Origin of the sequence: Kitasatospora sp. McL0602 (genome assembly GCF_052076145.1) — a bacterium.
Lineage (GTDB): Bacteria > Actinomycetota > Actinomycetes > Streptomycetales > Streptomycetaceae > Kitasatospora.
Window position 1 is genome coordinate 5063854 of the sequence record NZ_CP197246.1, and the last position, 20583, is coordinate 5084436.

Sequence of the window (20583 nt, forward strand, 5' to 3'; positions counted from 1 at the left end):
TCAGGCGGCGATCAGCGAGGACAGCAGCCCGCTGACGTCGACCCCGCGCGGCAGGTCGCTCACCTGCCCGTCCCCGACCTCGACCACCCGCCAGCCCGGCCCGTCCGCCCGCCGCGCGAGATCGGTGGTGACGAACCGACAGCCGAGTGCCCGTACGAGCGGCTGCACCTCCGAGAGGTCCGGCTCCGGATCACTCCCAGGGGAGTCCGGGTGCGGCCCCACCAGCACAGGCTCCCCGTCGACCCACCAGACCCGCGCCTCCAGGGCCCGGCCCGCCGCGTCGCGAACGAAGTCCTCGTACCGCCGCAGCACCACACCCCCGGCCAGACCGTCGCCCTGCAGCTCCACGAACCGCGACACCACCCGGCCCAACGCTGCCAGATCACCCAGCTCCGGTACGAAACACGCCTCGAACCACTCGTGCTTACGCGACTTCACGTAGTCCTTCACCACGGCGGGCCCGCGCCCGCCCAGCCGCGCAGCCGCCTCGGCCAGCGCCCCCGAATCCGGCGCACCCCCGGCGATCCACGCGCTCGCGGGCGTCGCACCCTCGAAGACCGAGTACCAACCGGGGAGCTCGTGCGCGTCCGCGTATGCCGACGGCGAGGTCAGCAACGCGCACTCCCGCCGCCCGAGCTCCACCGCCAGCGCGGCGTACGCCGACGCGGAGACCATCCACCCCCGGTACCAGAGCGGCCCGCTCCCGTGCGGCACCCGCCGGACAGCCTCGGCGACGGCACCCGCCGTCAGCGCGTCATGGTCGACCAAGGCGTACTCGCCGCCCAGCTCCCGCACCTGCTGCGCCTCCCACACGTAGTGCGGGTCGGGTCGCCGGGGTGCGAGCGGATCGGACGGCAGCAGGATCAGCGGTACGGGCATGCGCCCCAGGGTAGGACGAACAGGCCCGGCCCAGCCGTGAATTCATCCCCCCTGCGCCCCCTTGCGACGCCCTTCCGCTGCTCACGGAGACCTCGACACCCCGCGCCGACCTCTGCGAGGGTGGCCCGATGCGTACTCCGAGAGCAGCCGCCCGGACCGTGGTACTGGCCCCCGACGGCGCCGTCTTCCTGCTGAGATCCGACAACATCGAGGTCGGCCCGCACTGGACGATGCCCGGCGGCGGCATCGAGCCCGGCGAGAGCCCCACCGAGGCCGCCCGGCGCGAACTGGCCGAGGAGACGGGCTGGCAGGACCTGTCGCCCGGCCCGCTGCTCTGCACCTGGGAGCACGACTTCACCTGGCACGGCACCCCGGTGCGCCAGCACGAGCACATCTACCTCACCCAGGGGCCGCACCGCGCCCCGATCGGCGATCTGAGCGAGGCTCACCTGACGGACCGGATCCTCGGCTGGCGCTGGTGGACCCCGGCCGAGCTGACCTCCCCGGACGCCGAGCCGCTCTGGCCGCCGCAACTGCCCACACTGCTGTCCGGCGTCCGGCAGAGCCGGCTCGCGGGGGAGGAGACGCCGACCCCGGTGCACCTCGGGTACGTCCCGAACGTCACCTGACGCCTCGCGCCAGGTCTGCACTGCCCTGCTCTGCTTATCGCGTCACAGGTCGTTCCGGGCCCGGCGCCCGAGAGCCTCGGACCGCCACTCGGCCAGGTCGAGCTCACGGTCGTGCAGCGCCTCGGGGTTCATCCGTACGGTCAGGCGGGCGTCGCCGAGTTGCTCCTGCCGAAGGCCCGTCTCGCGCAGCAGCAGGTCGGTCGGCACCGACACGGCGATCGAGGCCCGCCAGGACGGCAGCACCACCAGGCTCGTCCCACGCCCGGTCCGGAGGACGCGGGCCGGTACCCGCCTCGGTCCTCGGCCCTCCGGCTGGACCGCCGGTTCGGTGTAGGCAGGTGAGGCCCCGATCAGGATGCCCAGCGGAGTCGAGGCCGTCGCCGGCTCAACGGGCGTCAGTGTCTGTGCCTGCGACTTCTTCGCCGGAGCGGCGCCGTCGGCTTCGATCCTCGGGTGCAGACGGCTCAGCCTGCGCGAGGGAGTCGGCCGCCTGGCGCGGCGGAGCTGCTCCAGAGCTGGGGCGGCGGGCAGCTCCTGGTCGTCCGCCGGGACCACCGCCCCGGCAGAGCGCAGCAACTCCCGGACATCGGCTGCAGACTGACGAGAAGCCAGGGCCAGACCGTTGATGTCCGCCCCACGCTCGTACGCCGCGCGCAGCCGGGCGGCCAGCCCGGACAGCAGATTGGCCGCCGTGGCGGTCTCGGCGTCCACCCGGTGCCGGGCAGCCGGTGACGGCTCACCCGGCGAGATGTCGCGCGCGGTCCGGTCGAGCGAGGTCATCGGTACGGGCCCTCCGAGATGTCTTTCGGATGATCCTCCCGCACAAGTGCACGGCGGCCAAGGGGTGTCCATGCCACCGAAACCCGCCCATCCCGCCACCTGACGACCCAAAACCCTTGCGCACCAGGGGCCGTACGTACCCGCTCCTCGTGCTCGACCCTGACCCAAGCCTGACGAGCTCATGGGGCTGCCTTTGCCAACGTCACTGCCAGACGCTCTCCAGGCCCCCCGCCGCTCCCGGCGAGGGGGATACCGGGGGATACCCGGGGATACCTTGGGCAGACCGATCAGGACGTCCGTGACCCGCCCGCGCCCCGCCTCTGCCCGCGTAAGCCGCCGAGCCCACCGGAAGGACCCCGCCGATGGCAAGCCAGCACCCGCACCTCCCGCTGAACCGCCCGCGCCGACTCGTCCCCGGCGACCGGATGGCGATCGTCGCGCCGAGCGGCCCCCTCGACCGCGACCGCCTCGCCACCGGCATCCGGATCCTCAACTCCTGGGGGCTCGAGGCAGTCCCCGGCGAGCACCTGCTCGACATCCACCCCGCCTTGGGCTACCTCGCCGGCACCGACGCTGCCCGAGCCGCCGACTTCCAGCGCGCCTGGCTGGATCCGACCATCGCCGCAGTCATCTGCGCCCGTGGCGGCTACGGCGTCCAGCGGATGGTCGACCTTCTCGACTGGGACCTCCTCCGCACGGCACCCCCCAAGGCCCTGATCGGATTCAGCGACGTCACCGTCCTGCACGAAGCCGTCGCCACCCAGCTCGGCGTCGCCACCCTCTACGGTCCGCTGGCCTCCGCCACGTCGTTCATCGCCGACGCCGCGACCGCCGACCACCTTCGCCGCACCCTCTTCGACCCGGCCGCGACCACCGTGCTCAGCTCACCCACCGCAGCCCCCCTGGTGCCCGGCACCGCCCACGGCATCACCGCAGGTGGCTGCGCCGCTGTGCTCGCCGCAGACAGGGGCACCCCGACCGGCCGAGCCTCGTTCGCCGGAAAGATCCTGCTCCTCGAGGACACCAACGAGCACCCCTACCAACTCGACCGCATCGTCACTCAGCTGCTCCGCTCAGGCGGACTGGACGGTGTCGCAGGCGTGGCCCTCGGCTCCTGGGCCGGCTGCGGCCCCTTGGAACGCGTCCGCGAGCTGCTGCACGACCGCCTCGCACCGCTCGGCGTCCCCGTCCTCTGGGAACTGGGTTTCGGCCACGGCCCGTCCAGCCTCACCGTGCCGCTCGGCCTCTCCGCCGTCCTCGACGCCGACGCGGGCACGCTCACCTTCGACCAGCCCGCACTCGTCTGACGGGGCGGCCGAGTCGTGAGTAAGGTGCGGCCCATGCATGCGGATGGCCCCACCACACCATCGACCGCCCTCTCCGCCCCCGCCGATGACCCGAGCGCCCTGGTCTCCGACGCGGTCGCGATGCTGCACCGTCACGGCACGCGCACCGGCCGCACCATCCTCGGCCTGACCGGCCCACCCGGAGCCGGAAAGTCGACCCTGGCACACCACCTGATCAGTGCGATCAACCATCGGGAGGGCCCCGGCACAGCCGCCTACCTCCCGCTCGACGGATTCCACCTCGCCAACCCCCAGCTGGACCGCCTCGGCCTCCGCACGAGGAAGGGCGCCCCCGCGACCTTCGACAGCTGGGGCTACGTCGCTCTGCTGCGCCGAGTCGTGGCCGAGCGCTTCCACGACATCTACGTACCGGATTTCGACCGGGCCGTCGACGAACCTGTCGCAGCCCGCCACGTCATCCACCCGCACGCCCGCCTGGTCATCACCGAGGGCAACTACCTCGCCAATGCCGAGCAGCCCTGGCCCGAGGCCCGCGCTCTTCTCCACGAGCTCTGGTACCTCCACATCGACGACACCGTCCGCGACACCCGGCTGATGCACCGCCACACCTCCGGCGGACAGGACACAGCAGCAGCCCGGGACCGGATCAGCGCCAACGACCAGCCGAACGCTGAGTACGTGAAGGCCGCCCGCGCAGCCTGCGACCGGGTCGTCCTGCCAGGCGATTTGCCTGAGACGCCAGAGTGAGCGTAGTGTTTCCTAGTCGCTCGGCAGGGAGCACCGGACACGCATCGGCGCGGACGGTCCCGGGGCGGCCAATCCTTTTGAACCTCTCTTCTCGATCATCGAGTCGTGCTTTGTCGCGGCTGGGTGTGAATTGACGTGTGCGTTTATCGGATTGGGGCTGGATTCGCTTTTCGGAGCGGGGATCGGCTAAGGTTTGAAACGTCGGACAGGCCGTCAGGTCGCAGTCCGGCAGGGAAAACCAAGTGGAAAGCGAAGCGGAAATCATCTGCTAAGCTGGAAACACGAAAGAACGAAGCGCCCGGAGAGCTTGCGAGAGCGGCTTGAAGGAAGCGTCCGTTCCTTGAGAACTCAACAGCGTGCCAAAAGTCAACGCCAGATATGTTGACATCCCTGGCCTGGATCGTTTCGGCGTTCCGGGTTGGAGATTCCTTTAGTAACAAAACACAGCGAGGACGCAGTGCACGGGGCCACCCTATTCCGGTGGGTCGCCGTGCCGCTCAACGCGAGTGCTACCGGATATCCGGAAAACATTCACGGAGAGTTTGATCCTGGCTCAGGACGAACGCTGGCGGCGTGCTTAACACATGCAAGTCGAACGATGAAGCCTTCGGGTGGATTAGTGGCGAACGGGTGAGTAACACGTGGGAAATCTGCCCTGCACTCTGGGACAAGCCTTGGAAACGAGGTCTAATACCGGATATGACCTTCCTCCGCATGGGGGTTGGTGGAAAGCTCCGGCGGTGCAGGATGATCCCGCGGCCTATCAGCTTGTTGGTGGGGTAATGGCCTACCAAGGCGACGACGGGTAGCCGGCCTGAGAGGGCGACCGGCCACACTGGGACTGAGACACGGCCCAGACTCCTACGGGAGGCAGCAGTGGGGAATATTGCACAATGGGCGAAAGCCTGATGCAGCGACGCCGCGTGAGGGATGAAGGCCTTCGGGTCGTAAACCTCTTTCAGCAGGGAAGAAGCGCAAGTGACGGTACCTGCAGAAGAAGCACCGGCTAACTACGTGCCAGCAGCCGCGGTAATACGTAGGGTGCGAGCGTTGTCCGGAATTATTGGGCGTAAAGAGCTCGTAGGCGGCTTGTCACGTCGGATGTGAAAGCCCGAGGCTTAACCTCGGGTCTGCATTCGATACGGGCAGGCTAGAGTGTGGTAGGGGAGATCGGAATTCCTGGTGTAGCGGTGAAATGCGCAGATATCAGGAGGAACACCGGTGGCGAAGGCGGATCTCTGGGCCATTACTGACGCTGAGGAGCGAAAGCGTGGGGAGCGAACAGGATTAGATACCCTGGTAGTCCACGCCGTAAACGGTGGGAACTAGGTGTTGGCGACATTCCACGTCGTCGGTGCCGCAGCTAACGCATTAAGTTCCCCGCCTGGGGAGTACGGCCGCAAGGCTAAAACTCAAAGGAATTGACGGGGGCCCGCACAAGCAGCGGAGCATGTGGCTTAATTCGACGCAACGCGAAGAACCTTACCAAGGCTTGACATATACCGGAAACGGCCAGAGATGGTCGCCCCCTTGTGGTCGGTATACAGGTGGTGCATGGTTGTCGTCAGCTCGTGTCGTGAGATGTTGGGTTAAGTCCCGCAACGAGCGCAACCCTTGTTCTGTGTTGCCAGCATGCCTTTCGGGGTGATGGGGACTCACAGGAGACTGCCGGGGTCAACTCGGAGGAAGGTGGGGACGACGTCAAATCATCATGCCCCTTATGTCTTGGGCTGCACACGTGCTACAATGGTCGGTACAAAGGGCTGCGATGCCGCGAGGCGGAGCGAATCCCAAAAAGCCGGCCTCAGTTCGGATTGGGGTCTGCAACTCGACCCCATGAAGTTGGAGTTGCTAGTAATCGCAGATCAGCATGCTGCGGTGAATACGTTCCCGGGCCTTGTACACACCGCCCGTCACGTCACGAAAGTCGGTAACACCCGAAGCCGGTGGCCTAACCCTTGGGAGGGAGCCGTCGAAGGTGGGACCAGCGATTGGGACGAAGTCGTAACAAGGTAGCCGTACCGGAAGGTGCGGCTGGATCACCTCCTTTCTAAGGAGCACATAGCCGGATGCGAGCGAATGTCTCGCACGGTTGCTCATGGGTGGAACGTTGACTATTCGGCACACACGGTTGGTTCCGTTAGTACTGTCCTTCGGGGCGTGGAAGGCGGGTTATCGGTCGGGTGTGTCGGGCACGTTGTTGGGTCCTGAGGGAACGGCCACTTCGGTGGTTGTTGCTTCAGAGATGCCGGTCCTACTCGAGGGTCTTCAGTTGAGGGTCTGAGGGTGGGTGACTGGTCGTTGTTTGAGAACTGCACAGTGGACGCGAGCATCTGTGGCCAAGTTTTTAAGGGCGCACGGTGGATGCCTTGGCACTAGGAACCGATGAAGGACGTGGGAGGCCGCGATAGTCCCCGGGGAGCCGTCAACCAGGCTTTGATCCGGGGGTTTCCGAATGGGGGAACCCGGCAGTCGTCATGGGCTGTCACCCGCACCTGAACACATAGGGTGTGTGGAGGGAACGAGGGGAAGTGAAACATCTCAGTACCCTCAGGAAGAGAAAACAACCGTGATTCCGGGAGTAGTGGCGAGCGAAACCGGATGAGGCTAAACCGTTCTGGTGTGATACCCGGCAGGGGTTGCCAGTGCGGGGTCGTGGGAAAGTTCTTGATCGGTCTGCCGGCCGGTCGGCGAGTCAGAAACCGTATGGGTAGTCGAAGGACATGCGAAAGGTCCGGCGTAGAGGGTAAGACCCCCGTAGACGAAATCTGTACGGCTTGCTTGAGCTTCTCCCAAGTAGCACGGGGCCCGAGAAATCCCGTGTGAATCTGGCGGGACCACCCGCTAAGCCTAAATATTCCCTAGTGACCGATAGCGGATAGTACCGTGAGGGAATGGTGAAAAGTACCGCGGGAGCGGAGTGAAATAGTACCTGAAACCGTGTGCCTACAAGCCGTGGGAGCGTCGGACAGTGGGCTTGCCTATCTGTCTCGTGACTGCGTGCCTTTTGAAGAATGAGCCTGCGAGTTTGCGGTGTGTAGCGAGGTTAACCCGTGTGGGGTAGCCGTAGCGAAAGCGAGTCCGAATAGGGCGAGTGAGTTGCACGCCCAAGACCCGAAGCGGAGTGATCTAGCCATGGGCAGGTTGAAGCGCGGGTAAGACCGTGTGGAGGACCGAACCCACCAGGGTTGAAAACCTGGGGGATGACCTGTGGTTAGGGGTGAAAGGCCAATCAAACTCCGTGATAGCTGGTTCTCCCCGAAATGCATTTAGGTGCAGCGTCACGTGTTTCTTGCCGGAGGTAGAGCACTGGATAGGCGATGGGCCTCAACGGGTTACTGACCTTAGCCAAACTCCGAATGCCGGTAAGTGAGAGCGTGGCAGTGAGACTGTGGGGGATAAGCTCCATGGTCGAGAGGGAAACAGCCCAGAACACCGACTAAGGTCCCTAAGCGTGTGCTAAGTGGGAAAGGATGTGGAGTCGCAGAGACAACCAGGAGGTTGGCTTAGAAGCAGCCATCCTTGAAAGAGTGCGTAATAGCTCACTGGTCAAGTGATTCCGCGCCGACAATGTAGCGGGGCTCAAGCACACCACCGAAGTCGTGTCATTGCAGCAATACCCCCAACGGGGGCTGTGATGGGTAGGGGAGCGTCGTGTGCCGGGTGAAGCAGCGGAGGAATCCAGTTGTGGACGGTTCACGAGTGAGAATGCAGGCATGAGTAGCGATACAAGAGTGGGAAACTCTTGCGCCGATTGACCAAGGGTTCCTGGGTCAAGCTGATCTGCCCAGGGTAAGTCGGGACCTAAGGCGAGGCCGACAGGCGTAGTCGATGGACAACGGGTTGATATTCCCGTACCCGCTTTGAAGCGCCAACGTCGAACCTCTGAATGCTAAAGCCGTGAAGCCGGCCCGGAGTCTTCGGACAATGGGACGTGGTGGAGCCGCTGACCCAACAGGGTAGTAGGTGAGCGATGGGGTGACGCAGGAAGGTAGTCCAACCCGGGCGGTGGTTGTCCCGGGGTAAGGGTGTAGGCCGAGTGATAGGCAAATCCGTCACTCATTAAGGCTGAGACCTGATGCCGAGCCGATTGTGGTGAAGTGGATGATCCTATGCTGTCGAGAAAAGCCTCTAGCGAGTTTCATGGCGGCCCGTACCCCAAACCGACTCAGGTGGTCAGGTAGAGAATACCGAGGCGTTCGGGTGAACTATGGTTAAGGAACTCGGCAAAATGCCCCCGTAACTTCGGGAGAAGGGGGGCCGGAACTGGTGATCCGATTTACTCGGTGAGCTGGGGCCGGCCGCAGAGACCAGCGAGAAGCGACTGTTTACTAAAAACACAGGTCCGTGCGAAGCCGTAAGGCGATGTATACGGACTGACGCCTGCCCGGTGCTGGAACGTTAAGGGGACCGGTTAGTCACATTTCGGTGTGGCGAAGCTGAGAACTTAAGCGCCAGTAAACGGCGGTGGTAACTATAACCATCCTAAGGTAGCGAAATTCCTTGTCGGGTAAGTTCCGACCTGCACGAATGGCGTAACGACTTCTCGACTGTCTCAACCATAGGCCCGGTGAAATTGCATTACGAGTAAAGATGCTCGTTTCGCGCAGCAGGACGGAAAGACCCCGGGACCTTTACTATAGCTTGATATTGGTGTTCGGTTCGGCTTGTGTAGGATAGGTGGGAGACTTTGAAGCAGCAACGCCAGTTGTTGTGGAGTCGTCGTTGAAATACCACTCTGGTCGTGCTGGATGTCTAACCTGGGTCCGTGATCCGGATCAGGGACAGTGTCTGGTGGGTAGTTTAACTGGGGCGGTTGCCTCCTAAAGAGTAACGGAGGCGCCCAAAGGTTCCCTCAGCCTGGTTGGCAATCAGGTGTTGAGTGTAAGTGCACAAGGGAGCTTGACTGTGAGACCGACGGGTCGAGCAGGTGCGAAAGCAGGGACTAGTGATCCGGCGGTGGCTTGTGGAAGCGCCGTCGCTCAACGGATAAAAGGTACCCCGGGGATAACAGGCTGATCTTCCCCAAGAGTCCATATCGACGGGATGGTTTGGCACCTCGATGTCGGCTCGTCGCATCCTGGGGCTGGAGTAGGTCCCAAGGGTTGGGCTGTTCGCCCATTAAAGCGGTACGCGAGCTGGGTTTAGAACGTCGTGAGACAGTTCGGTCCCTATCCGCTGTGCGCGTAGGAATATTGAGAAGGGCTGTCCCTAGTACGAGAGGACCGGGACGGACGAACCTCTGGTGTGCCAGTTGTCCTGCCAAGGGCATGGCTGGTTGGCTACGTTCGGGAGGGATAACCGCTGAAAGCATCTAAGCGGGAAGCCTGCTTCGAGATGAATGTTCCCACCTCCTTGAGAGGGTAAGGCTCCCAGTAGACGACTGGGTTGATAGGCCGGATGTGGAAGCCCTGTAAGGGGTGGAGCTGACCGGTACTAATAGGCCGAGGGCTTGTCCTCAGTTGCTCGCGTCCACTGTGTTGTTCTGAAACAACGACCCCATCCCTGGCCAGGGGTGGTGCGGTCATCTGGTTTCATAGTGTTTCGGTGGTCATAGCGTGAGGGAAACGCCCGGTTACATTCCGAACCCGGAAGCTAAGCCTCAAAGCGCCGATGGTACTGCAGGGGGGACCCTGTGGGAGAGTAGGACGCCGCCGAACAATCATTCACGAAAGGCCCCCATCCGGGAACGGATGGGGGCCTTTCGCATTTCCAGAGCCGAACCTCCACGGTTACAGGTAGTGCTAGGTCCACCTCAAAGTCGGGCCCCAGGGCTACTGCCTCTACCTCGTGGTCCAGCCAGACTGGTCACCAGATCAGAAGTCCGCGAGGTGAAGAGATGGACATGGTGAGTCAGAGCTTGCCCGCTGCCACGCGTTGGATGGGGCAGTTCCAGGAGCGGGCCGTGGTCGGCCTGAAGGCGCAGCTGCGATGTGCACGGGTGATCGTGCAGGCCGGCACTGGGCCGATGGTGCTGTGCTTCTGGGCCGTGCTGTCCGTGGTCTTCGTGACCTCCGGCATGGAGAGAGGCCTGCTGATACCGCTGTTCGGCCTCGTGGCCGCCGTCGCATGGCCGGTCGCCTTTCTCGGCTGGAGTCGGGTGCATGCGTCCATGTCGAGGCGTCAGGCACACTCCTGGTTCGGGCTGGTGATCCCCGAGCGGTATCGCGTTGTTCCCGAGCCGGTGCAGGACGAGCGCGGTCACTGGTGGACGGGTCATTCGTACTTCCGTGACCGTCGGACGGCCAAGGCGTCGCTCGTCGTGCGTGAGGTGGTGGGAGACCCCGAGACCTGGCGGGATGTCAGGTGGCTGGTTGGCGATGTCGCCAGTGCTGTTCTGCTGGCGCTCCCGAGCGTCGGCCTCCTCGTCGGCGGCGGCCTGATGGCGATGACCCAGTTGTTCGCGGTCTACTTCGAACGCTCGCTCGCTTCACTGGTCAGCATGGTGTTCGCACTGGGTGCGATGTTCCTCGGGCTGCTGGTCGCTCCGCTGGCCGTTCGCGTCTACGGCGAGTGGATGCACCGCGCACTGGACCCGAAGGCGTCCGCCAAGCTGGAGAAGGCCCGGCTCACCCAGCGGGTCGAGCACCTCACCACCACCCGTGCCGATGCGGTCGGCAGCCAGGTGGCCGAGCTTCGCCGGATCGAGCGGGACTTGCACGACGGTGCGCAGGCCCGGCTGGTGGCGATCGGTATGACTCTGGGGACGATCGAGCACCTGATGGACAGTGATCCGTCGGCGGCCAGGCAGCTGCTGGTGGAGGCGCGGCAGTCGTCCGCCAAGGCACTCCAGGAGCTGCGCGATCTGGTCCGAGGGATACACCCGCCGGTCCTGGCCGAGCGGGGGTTGGGCGACGCGGTTCGGGAGCTGGCGTTGGACGGTGCGTTGAGCACCGAGGTGACGGTCAGTCTGCCTTCCCGGCCGGAGGCCTCGGTGGAGTCCGCGGCGTACTTCTGTGTGAGCGAGTTGCTGGCCAACGCTGCCAAGCACTCGGGCGCGCAGCAGGTCTGGGTGGACATCCTGTTCCGGGCCGGCCAGTTGCGGATCACGGTGACGGACGACGGGCGGGGTGGTGCAGCTCCCGAGCGGGGCAGTGGGCTGCGGGGTATCGAACGTAGGCTGGCTACCTTCGACGGTTCACTCTCGCTCAGCAGTCCGCCGGGCGGGCCGACGACCATCACCATGGAGCTGCCGTGCGCGTTGTCCTCGCCGAGGACCTCTACCTTCTCCGAGAGGGCCTGATCCGGCTGTTGGAGGCACACGGGTTCACCATCGCAGCGGCGGTGGAGACGGGCCCGGCGCTGCTGGAGCACCGGCCGGATGTGGCGGTGGTGGACGTCCGGCTGCCGCCGACACTGACGGACGAGGGTCTGCAGGCGGCGCTGGCGGCGCGGCGTCAGATCCCGGGGCTGCCGGTCCTGGTGCTCTCGCAGCATGTTCAGCAGCTCTATGCGCGGGAGCTGTTGGCCGATGGCTCCGGTGGCGTCGGGTATCTCCTGAAGGACAGGGTGTTCAACGCGGACCAGTTCATCGACGCGGTCCGGCGGGTGGCGGCGGGTGGCACCGCGATGGACCCTGATGTCATTGCCAAGTTGATGCAGAGCAGATCCCGTTCACAGCCTCTCCAGCAGCTCTCACCTCGGGAACGGGAGGTGCTGGAGCTCATGGCGGAGGGGTGTTCGAACTCGGCGATCGGTGCCCGTCTGATGGTCAGTGACGGGGCTGTCGCCAAACACATTGCCAATATCTTCACCAAGTTGGAACTGGCCCCTGCGGACGATGCCAATCGCCGTGTCCTGGCGGTGTTGGCACACCTCAACGGAGCCCCTGCACAGTCGTCGTAGCCCCGGGCTGGCGCGGTGTCCGAACCCGCGTACGAGTAATATCCGGTGGGCCGAGACGGTCGTGGGCGTGGTGATCCGGCGCCTCGACAGAGGCGGATTCGGCAGCACAGCGGTCGCGTACGGCACCAGCCGAGTCCCAGGGGTTGATCAACGAAATGGCACGTCCATCTCTCACCCGCGCTCACCGGGCCTTGCTCGGTGTGGTCGCGGCCGGTGCCTGTCTGATCTCGGGTATCGGTTTCGCGGGTTCCTACAACGCCGTGCGTGAGCTGGCGATGGAGAAGGGCTTCGGTGCCTTCTCCTACGCCTTCCCGATCGGGGTGGACGCGGGCATCGTCGTCCTGCTGTCGCTCGACCTGGTGCTGACGTGGCTGCGGATACCGTTCCCACTGCTCCGCCAGACGGCCTGGGTGCTGACGGCCGCCACCATCGCGTTCAACGCGGCGGCCTCCTGGGGCGACGCGCTGGGCATGGCGATGCACGCCGTCATCCCCGTGCTCTTCGTCGTCGTGGTCGAGGCCTCGCGGCACGCCGTCGGCAGGATCGCGGCGATCACCGCCGACCGGCACATGGAGTCGGTGCGGCTGATGCGCTGGGTGCTCTCACCGGTGCCCACCTTCCGACTGTGGCGCCGGATGAAGCTCTGGGAGCTGCGCTCGTACGACGAGACGGTGCGGCTGGAACAGAACCGGCTGGTTTACCGGGCGCAGCTGCGCTTCCGGTACGGCAGGGGCTGGCGTCGCTCCGCGCCGTTCCAGGCACTGCTGCCGCTGAAGCTGGCCAAGTACGGGGTGCCGCTGGATCCGGGCATCCTGGACCGGATCGACGGTCCGCTGGAGGCGGCGCAGCTCCCCCAGCCGGTGGGGACGGCCATCGGCGAGATCGCGCAGCCTGCCCAGATGCAGGCCCAGGCCCAGGCCCAAGCACACGTGCACGCCCAGGCCCAGGCGGCTGGGGCGGACCAGGCACCCGTGACGGCTGCCGTGGCGGTGCCGACGCTGGCGAAGCTGGCGGCGGTGCGACTGCGCGATGCGCAGGAGCCGGCGCACGAGGGCGAGGCCGCCCCGGGCCAGGGGCAGCAGCCGGAGCTCAACGTCTGGATGGCGCGTGCTCCGCAGACCGAGGCGCCGGTGGGCTACCCGGTCCGGGTGCCCGGCCAGATGTCGCCGTGGTTCAAGCCCCCGCGGGTACCGCGCCCGGCGCCCGGTCCCGCAGCTGAAGCTGCAGCTGCGCCGATGCCCGCGCCGATGCCTGAACCGATGCCCGTACCCGTGCCCACCCCTGCGGTACCCGCCGCCCAGCGGCTGGTCGGTCCGCGGCCGGTCCGGATCGAGCAGCTCGCACCCGAGGAGGCTCAGCGGCCGACGGCAGCTCAGGCCGACACCCAGCTCGCTGAGGAGTTCGCTCCCGAGAGCGGTCACGACCGTGCGGCGGTGCACGGCGACCTCGCCGGGCGCCGAGGCGCCGTGGAGCCGTTGGACCCCGAGGTCTGCTTCGACGCGCTGCTCAGTTACATCGACCAGTACGGTCGGCAGCCGGACGTCCAGGCGCTCGCCGAGCACCTGACCAGCGAGTACGGCATCGTCGGTTCCCGGCCCGACGGTTCGGTGAGCCCGGCCGAGTTGAACCGGATCTGGGAGCGCCTGCAGAAGCAGTACGTGGCGTCCGGCCGGGACTGACCGGCTCGGGTGAGAGGGGTTCGGCCTGTGGGCAGGCATTGACGGCCCGTGCCTACCGCCGTTACCTTCACCTCCAGAATGCATCAACAAACTGTTGAAGCGCTGTGCGGTGGAGGAGTCCGGATGTCGCAGGTCGAGGTGGACGGTAGCAAGGCCGGGGGCGGAGCGTCGTTCTCGTCCGCCGCTCGGGCTGCCGTGGATGCGCTGCTGGCGCCCGTCGACGCCGAGCTGGCCCGGCGGTACCCGGGGGAGTCCGGCACCCGTCAGCCCGTCCACACGGTCTACGTGCCGGCGGACGCCTTCGAGGCCGACACCGTGCAGACCTGGGGCCGAGAGGCCCTGGAGGTCTTCGACACCCACGCGGGTACCCCCGCCGACCTGGCCGCCGCCCTCGGTGTCCCGGCCGACGAGCTGCTCGCCGACGTCCACGCCCGGGTGCGCGCCAAGCTGGAGCGCGAGCCGGTCGAGGACCTGCGGATCGACTTCGAGGACGGCTACGGCCCGCGTACGGACGCGGAGGAGGATGCCGCCGCCGTCCGGGCCGCGCAGCTGGTCGCCGCGACCGTGGCCGCCGGTACGGCGCCGCCGTACATCGGCATCCGGATCAAGTGCATGGAGGCCGCGGTCCGCGACCGGGGCATCCGCACCCTCGAACTCTTCCTGTCGACTCTCATCGCCGAGGGCGGTCTGCCGGACGGCCTGGTGCTCACGCTGCCAAAGGTCACCTACGTCGAGCAGGTCACCGCGCTGGTCCAGCTGCTGGAGGACTTCGAGCAGCGGGCCGGGCTCCCGGCGAAGCGGATCGGCTTCGAGATCCAGATCGAGACCACCCAGGCGATCCTGGGCGCCGACGGCCGGGCCACGGTGGCCAGGATGATCGAGGCGGCCGACGGCCGGGCGACCGGCCTGCACTACGGCACCTTCGACTACAGCGCCTCCTGCGGCGTCAGCGCCGCGTACCAGAGCATGGACCACCCGGTCGCCGACCACGCGAAGGCCGTCATGCAGGTCGCGGCGGCGGGCACCGGTGTGCGCCTCTCGGACGGTTCCACCAACGTCATCCCGACCGGCACCCGCGAGCAGGTGCACGCGGCCTGGAAGCTCCACCACGACCTGGTCCGCCGTTCGCTGGCGCGCGCCTACTACCAGGGCTGGGACATGCACCCGGCGCACCTGCCGACCCGGTACGTCGCCGTCTACACCTTCTACCGCGAGGGCCTTCAGGCCGCGTCCGCCCGCCTGGCGGCCTACGTCGCCAAGGCCGGCGGGGACGTGATGGACGAGCCCGCGACCGCCAAGGCGCTGAGCGGGTACGTGCTGCGCGGCCTCGACTGCGGCGCCGTCGACCTGGCCGAGGTCACCGGGCTCACCGGCCTGAGCCGGGCGCAGCTCGACGCGCTCGCCGGGCGCTGACCGGAAGGCGTGCAGTCACGGCTGTCAGGCTGACGGCGGTTAGGCTGGCGGGGTCGATCACGACCCCGCCAGCCTTCCGCATGTTTGGAGAGTCACCGCGCCATGTCGGAGCCGAGCGCGAAGCCGTACCTCACCATCCGGAGCTCCGGCAGCCACGAGATCGAGATCAAGAAGTCGCGGTTCATCTGCCATCTCGCGCGGGTCGTGGACGAGGAGGAGGCGCAGGCCTTCATCGCCGGAGTCCGCAAGCAGTACTGGGACGCCCGCCACAACTGCACGGCCTTCGTGGTCGGCGGGGAGAGTCCGCGCGAACGGTCCAGCGACGACGGTGAGCCGGGCGGCACGGCCGGGGTTCCCATGCTGGAGGTGCTGCGCCGCCGTGGGCTGACCGACACCGCCGCCGTGGTGACCCGCTACTTCGGCGGGATCAAGCTCGGCGCCGGCGGGCTCGTGCGGGCGTACGGGAGCGCGGTGTCCGAGGCGGTGGACGCGGTCGGGCTGCTGGAGCGGCAGCCGGTCGCGCTGCTCGTGGTCTCCGCCGACCACACCCGGGCCGGGCGGCTGGAGAACGATCTGCGGGCGGCCGGGTACGTGGTGCGCGGCCTGACGTACGAGGCGAGCGGTGTGCTGATCGAAGTCGGGGTGCCGGAGACTGAGGTGACGGCCTTTCAGGCTTGGCTGGCGGAGGCGACGGGTGGGGGCGCCGAGGCCGTGGCGTCCGGGCGCACGTTCGTCGAGGTGCCGGTCTGACCGTTCTCGGCTGTCTACCGGGTCTTGGACGAGCAATAGTCGGACAAATATCGGCAAGCCGGTCTCCGAGGTTTCGAGGTGGTCCGGCCCCTGGATAGCCTTGGCCCGCCATCGACTCAGGAGGCGGAACTGACATGCCCGTCGTCCAGACCATCACGCTCGAACCCGGGGTCAGTACGGGCTGGCACTACCACCCCGGGAGGGTCGACGTGGTGGTGCTCTCCGGTGTCCTGACCCGGACGCTGGCGGACCGGTCGGTCGTGGTGAGCGGCGCGGGGGAGAGCCTGGTCGAGGAGGGCGGACCGGAGTTCGTCCATGTCGGGCGCAATCTCGGCGTAGAGCCGGTGGTGCTGGTCGCGACGTACCAGGCCCCGGAGGGCAGACCGTTGGCGGTCGAGGTGCCGGTACCCCGCTGGGCGCGGATCGCGCCGCAGCGCACCGCCGTGGCCGAGATACCCGGCCCGTCGCGGTGCGGCGGCTGCTGAGCGCCGGAGGCGTCGAAACGGGGTTTCCGAAGCCCGAGTGACACTCGAACGAATTAACCATGCCTGGAGTTGGAACTTCCACTCCGGGCTCTTGCGTTTTCCCGGACAAGGAATCCCGCTCGGCGTGAGCCCGGCGGGGCCGACCGACCCGACCCATCGATGGAGGACTTCAGACCCCACCGCCGCCCCACGGGAGGTACCGCGCATGACTTCGGAGTACACCTCGTCCCATGGTCAGACCTTCGACACGACAGGGCAGTTGACAGGCCAGTTCGGCTGTTCCGAGCCTTATCGCACGACGGTCACCACCGCCCGCCCGCATCAGGACGTCGTCGCCCTGGTCGACCAGCTGCTCACCGCCTGGCTCAAACAGGAAGGCGGCGAGGAGCCCCCGCCGGCCGGGGCCGGTCCAGGAGCCGAGCGCCTCCGCCTGGGGCCGCGCATCCTGCTCGACCGGGACAACGGCCCGCTGCGGGCGAACCGCCCCGAGCCCGACGATCCGCCCGCAGGCCTGCCAACCGAGCCCGGCCACTACAGCCGCCGCCGCCTCCGGACGCCGGTGCCGCACGGCACCCACCAGCTGACCGTCACCATCGCCACCCCGGTCGCCGCCCGGCACACCACCCCGGTCGCCGATCCGTCCCCTGGCGGCGGAGCGGGGCAGACCTGGGTCCGGCTGGAGGCCGAGTACCTCGCTGCGGGCGCGGGTGTCCGTCCGGCCGGGCGAGTCCCGGTGCCCGACCTTGCCCGTGCGCTGTTCGCCCTGATCGATGCCACCGACGGCTCCGCGGCCGTGGGTCCGCTGCCGAGGCTCGTCGCGGCCGCCGACGTCGACACCCTGATCGACGAACTCTGCGATCCGGACCGGAGCCTGCCGGTGGTCGTCGCGAGCGTGCCGCCGTCCGCCCCGCTGGACAGCTGGCAGGCCGACACCGTCCGTCCCCTGATGCGCCAGCTCACCGGCCTGGCCGTGCTGTACGTGCTCGACCACGCCGCACTGCCGCTCTTCAACGTCGCGCTGGAGTACCACAAGGTCTACGGCGGGGCAGTCCGCACCTACCTCCCCGAGGTCGACCCCGCGTCCCGGAGCGACAGTGCCAGGCACCCGGTGATGCCCCGGCACCGGATCGAGGAGGATGTCCGCCGGGCCGCAGCCCTGATCTCCCGCGAGCCCCGCAAGGCGGCTGCCGAGCTGCCGCTCCCGGCACCGCTGGCCGCCGTGCCGGTCCTCCAGCTGCCGTCCGAGGCCAAGCACCGGCCCCGCCGCACGCCGCCTACCGATACGGCCCAGCCCACCCCCGTACCCGCCCGGCGTTCCACCACCCCCGAAGCCGGAGCCAGGCCCGGAGCAGGGGCCGGAGCCGGAACCGAGGCCACCGATCAGGCCGAGCGTCAGTCCCGGGCCGACGAGCTGCAGCGGATCAGGCGCAGCCTCTACCACGCCCGTCGTCGCGAGCGGCGCCTGCTGGCGGAGAACGACGAGCAGTACGCGGCGCTGCGCCACGTCAATGCCCAGGTCCGGGCGCTGACCGAGCAGCTCCGCGCGGTGGCCGGCCCGGATGCCGTGGACTTCGTGCGGCTGACGGCCGACGTCCTTGCCGACGAGGCCGCCGCGCCGGTCAACTTCGGGGATCTGGTCCACCGCTTCGACGAGTTCCCGCTGCTGGAGTTCACCGGGGACCAGAAGGAGACCCTCGCGCTCGACGGCCAGTTCGCGGGCACGGGCTGGGCGAAGCTGACCTGGGAGGGGCTGACGGCCCTTCAGGAGTACGCGGCCGCGTCCGTGCGCGGCGAGGCGCACGGCGACTTCAAGCAGTGGTGCGAGCACACCCCGCCCGGCTGCCACCGCTTCCCGCCGCGCAAAGCCGTCCGGGGGGAGTCCCGCACGGTGGAGAGCCACACCAAGTGGAAGCGCGAGCGGATGCTCCCGGTGCCGGAGTGTGTCGACTCCTCCCGGCGCGCGTTCATGGGGGCGCACCTGAGGATCGGCGGCGGGCGCACGGCGCCCCGGCTGCACTACCTCGACGACTGCTCCGGCAGCGGCCGGATCTACGTCGGTTACATCGGCCTGCACCTGACCAACACCCGCACCAACTGACCAACTGACCAACTGACCGACAGGCCGTCAGAACTACTGCGGCGAGCGGAAGGAGCAGCCCAGCGGACCCAACTACGGAGCTTGGCAGACCGGGGACGCCCGCACGGTGGACAATGATGCCGGGCGGGGGCGAGCCGACCCGCCGAGCACACCGGACGAGCATGGGGGAACGACCGCCGATGCAGCACTCACCCGAGGGTCAGGCGGACGGCGCAGCCACGGTGTCCCAACCCGGCTTCCTGGCATCGCTCTTCCGCGAGCTCGGAGCGGACGTCCCGGAGCAGCGTCCGGCGTCGGACAGCATGAAGGCCGCCGACGCCGACGGGACGGGCGGGATGGGCGGGATCGGTGGCACCGGTGGCACCGGTGGGACGGACGACCCGGACGAGGCTGACGACAGCGTGGCGGCCCACGGCCGGGCGGCCGCGCTGACACACCATCGGACGCTGACGGTCCAGGCGGAGCACGAGCGGCTCGCCGACCTGCTGCGGCGGTCCGCGCTGCCCGTGTCCGCGATGGATTTCGAGAGCCAGCTGCGCGCCTACGAGCCTCGCCCGTACCCGGTCGGTGACGACACGGCGCCCGACGGCCCGGAGCCCCGTTGGGTTGACTACGCGCCGGCCGGGCCGGAGACGGCCGACCCCGAGGCGCCGTCACGGCGGCTGCTGGATTCGGGGTACCAGCGGGAGCTGGCCCAGGCCCGGCTGCGCCACCAGCGCGACCTTCGCGAATGGCGCACAAAGCAGGCCGAGGCTGCCGACTCCGGCCTGTTGGCAGCTCGCCAGGCGCACGAGGAGACGGAGCAGGCGCGGGCTCGCGCCGTCCGTGAGTACAACGACAGCCTGGAGGAGTGCCGCCGGGCGTACCGGCTGGCCGAGCCCGCCGCCGTCGAGTCGCTGCTCGAACGGGCGCTCGCTGCCGCCGAGGGCGCCACCCAGGACCTCCCGGCACCGTGCCGTGCCGTCTTCCGCCCGCTCACCCGCACCGCGATCCTCGACCTCGACCTGCCGCCGCTCGACGTGGTGCCCTCCCTCTCCGGCTACCGCCTCAGCCCGGACGGCGAGATCTCCCCGGTTCCCCGCCCGCCGGCGGACCGCGCGGCCGACTATCTCCGGCTCGCCGCCCGGCTGGCCCTGCGAGCCCTGCAAGCCGCCGACGCCGTCGACACCGACGGCGTCCTGGCCGGGGTCGTCCTCAACGGCTGGCTGACGGAGCCGTCCACCTCAAGCGCCCCCACGGAACCCCTCTGCCTGCTCAGCGTGGACGCCGACCGCAACGCCCTCGCCCGCACCCGCCTTTTCCCGCCCGAGCCGCCCCAGTCACCCTCGCCCCAGTCACCCCAGTCGCCCCAGTCACCCGCCGCACCCATCTCCGACCCCGGCGAGCCGTCCGCTGAACGGCCCGCAGACCGGTCCGGCGACGGGGTGTACGCCGACGCCGAGCAGGACGAGGCACTCGTCCGCCTGCGCGAGCTGTCGGCGGTCGTCACGCCGGACCCGTACGCGCCGGTGGGCGTGGAGCCCAGTGGTACGGCGAGCCTGGCCGTCCCGGTGGCGGCGGAGCTGTCCTCGAACGAGTTCCTCCAACTGGTCCGGGAGCTGCTGACCCGAGGCGGTCTGGCGGAGTGGAGCGTCCGGCTTCGCGGCCCGGCCGGGCTGGTGGCCACGGGGGAGGGCGGGCCGGGCAGTGCACTGCCGGGCCGTTGGGTGGTGTGGGCGTCGCGCGGGGCCGAGCCGGTCGGTGCGGAGGAGCTCCGGACGCTGGCCGAGGCGGTGCGCGAGGAGGGCGCCGACCGTGGCCTGCGGCTGACCTGCGGACGGTTCGCGGAGGCGGCGCTCGACCTGGCGGGCGAGGCGGCGTACGCGCAGATCCACCTGGTCGACGGGGACGGCGTCCAGGAGCTGACCCGCACCCATCTCGGCCTCGCGTTCACCGCGAAGGACTGACCCCGGGGCAGGGCGTCCACCCGCC

Annotated in this window: 13 protein-coding genes and 3 rRNA genes; 14 read left to right on the forward strand and 2 right to left on the reverse strand. The window is 67.9% G+C overall.

The window, feature by feature from the left end; all coding sequences use genetic code 11:
• Positions 1 to 879, reverse strand: coding sequence for an ATP-grasp domain-containing protein (locus ACR68M_RS23115; RefSeq protein ID WP_441246017.1), 879 nt, complete (start codon positions 877 to 879; stop codon positions 1 to 3).
• Between the two features lie 128 nt (positions 880 to 1007).
• On the opposite strand from ACR68M_RS23115, the gene ACR68M_RS23120 reads away from it, so the two are divergent.
• Positions 1008 to 1508 carry an NUDIX hydrolase gene (locus ACR68M_RS23120; RefSeq protein WP_441246018.1) on the forward strand — a complete coding sequence of 167 codons (501 nt, stop codon included), beginning with the start codon at positions 1008 to 1010 and terminating at the stop codon, positions 1506 to 1508.
• 42 nt (positions 1509 to 1550) lie between these two features.
• On the opposite strand, the gene ACR68M_RS23125 is transcribed toward ACR68M_RS23120, so the two are convergent.
• Positions 1551 to 2288 (reverse strand): hypothetical protein, encoded by a 738-nt coding sequence (locus ACR68M_RS23125; RefSeq protein ID WP_441246019.1) that lies wholly within the window; start codon positions 2286 to 2288, stop codon positions 1551 to 1553.
• Positions 2289 to 2650: 362 nt separating this feature from the next.
• On the opposite strand from ACR68M_RS23125, the gene ACR68M_RS23130 reads away from it, so the two are divergent.
• The 13 genes from ACR68M_RS23130 to ACR68M_RS23190 all read left to right on the forward strand — a co-directional run bounded on the left by ACR68M_RS23130 (position 2651) and on the right by ACR68M_RS23190 (position 20558).
• Entirely contained in the window at positions 2651 to 3595 is a 945-nt protein-coding gene (locus ACR68M_RS23130; RefSeq protein ID WP_441246020.1) for a S66 peptidase family protein, read from the forward strand.
• A gap of 33 nt (positions 3596 to 3628) precedes the next feature.
• Positions 3629 to 4342: a nucleoside/nucleotide kinase family protein gene (locus ACR68M_RS23135; protein WP_441246021.1), complete on the forward strand. Its 714-nt coding sequence runs from the start codon at positions 3629 to 3631 to the stop codon at positions 4340 to 4342.
• A gap of 530 nt (positions 4343 to 4872) precedes the next feature.
• A 16S ribosomal RNA gene (locus ACR68M_RS23140) occupies positions 4873 to 6392 on the forward strand.
• Between the two features lie 287 nt (positions 6393 to 6679).
• Positions 6680 to 9802 (forward strand): 23S ribosomal RNA (locus ACR68M_RS23145).
• 83 nt (positions 9803 to 9885) lie between these two features.
• A 5S ribosomal RNA gene (gene rrf / locus ACR68M_RS23150) occupies positions 9886 to 10002 on the forward strand.
• Together the 16S, 23S and 5S rRNA genes form the textbook arrangement of a ribosomal RNA operon.
• Positions 10003 to 10247: 245 nt before the next feature.
• Positions 10248 to 11585: a sensor histidine kinase gene (locus ACR68M_RS23155; RefSeq protein ID WP_441246022.1), complete on the forward strand. Its 1338-nt coding sequence runs from the start codon at positions 10248 to 10250 to the stop codon at positions 11583 to 11585.
• Entirely contained in the window at positions 11537 to 12187 is a 651-nt protein-coding gene (locus ACR68M_RS23160; RefSeq protein WP_441246023.1) for a response regulator transcription factor, read from the forward strand. Before ACR68M_RS23155 ends, ACR68M_RS23160 begins: the two co-directional genes overlap by 49 nt.
• A gap of 155 nt (positions 12188 to 12342) precedes the next feature.
• On the forward strand, positions 12343 to 13866 hold the full coding sequence (locus ACR68M_RS23165) for a DUF2637 domain-containing protein (RefSeq protein WP_441246024.1): 1524 nt from the start codon (positions 12343 to 12345) through the stop codon (positions 13864 to 13866).
• Between the two features lie 123 nt (positions 13867 to 13989).
• The gene (locus ACR68M_RS23170) at positions 13990 to 15279 is read left to right on the forward strand and encodes a DUF6986 family protein (RefSeq protein ID WP_441246025.1); all 1290 of its coding nucleotides are present in this window, start codon (positions 13990 to 13992) and stop codon (positions 15277 to 15279) included.
• Positions 15280 to 15381: 102 nt separating this feature from the next.
• A complete protein-coding gene (locus ACR68M_RS23175) occupies positions 15382 to 16029 on the forward strand; it encodes a YigZ family protein (protein ID WP_441246026.1) in 648 nt (215 codons plus the stop codon).
• Between the two features lie 134 nt (positions 16030 to 16163).
• Positions 16164 to 16514 carry a cupin domain-containing protein gene (locus tag ACR68M_RS23180; RefSeq protein ID WP_441246027.1) on the forward strand — a complete coding sequence of 117 codons (351 nt, stop codon included), beginning with the start codon at positions 16164 to 16166 and terminating at the stop codon, positions 16512 to 16514.
• 205 nt (positions 16515 to 16719) lie between these two features.
• Complete coding sequence (locus ACR68M_RS23185; protein WP_441246028.1) at positions 16720 to 18612, forward strand: hypothetical protein; 1893 nt, start codon at positions 16720 to 16722, stop codon at positions 18610 to 18612.
• Between the two features lie 179 nt (positions 18613 to 18791).
• Positions 18792 to 20558, forward strand: a complete 1767-nt coding sequence (locus tag ACR68M_RS23190) for a restriction endonuclease (protein WP_441246029.1) — start codon at positions 18792 to 18794, stop codon at positions 20556 to 20558.
• Positions 20559 to 20583: the final 25 nt, after the last annotated feature.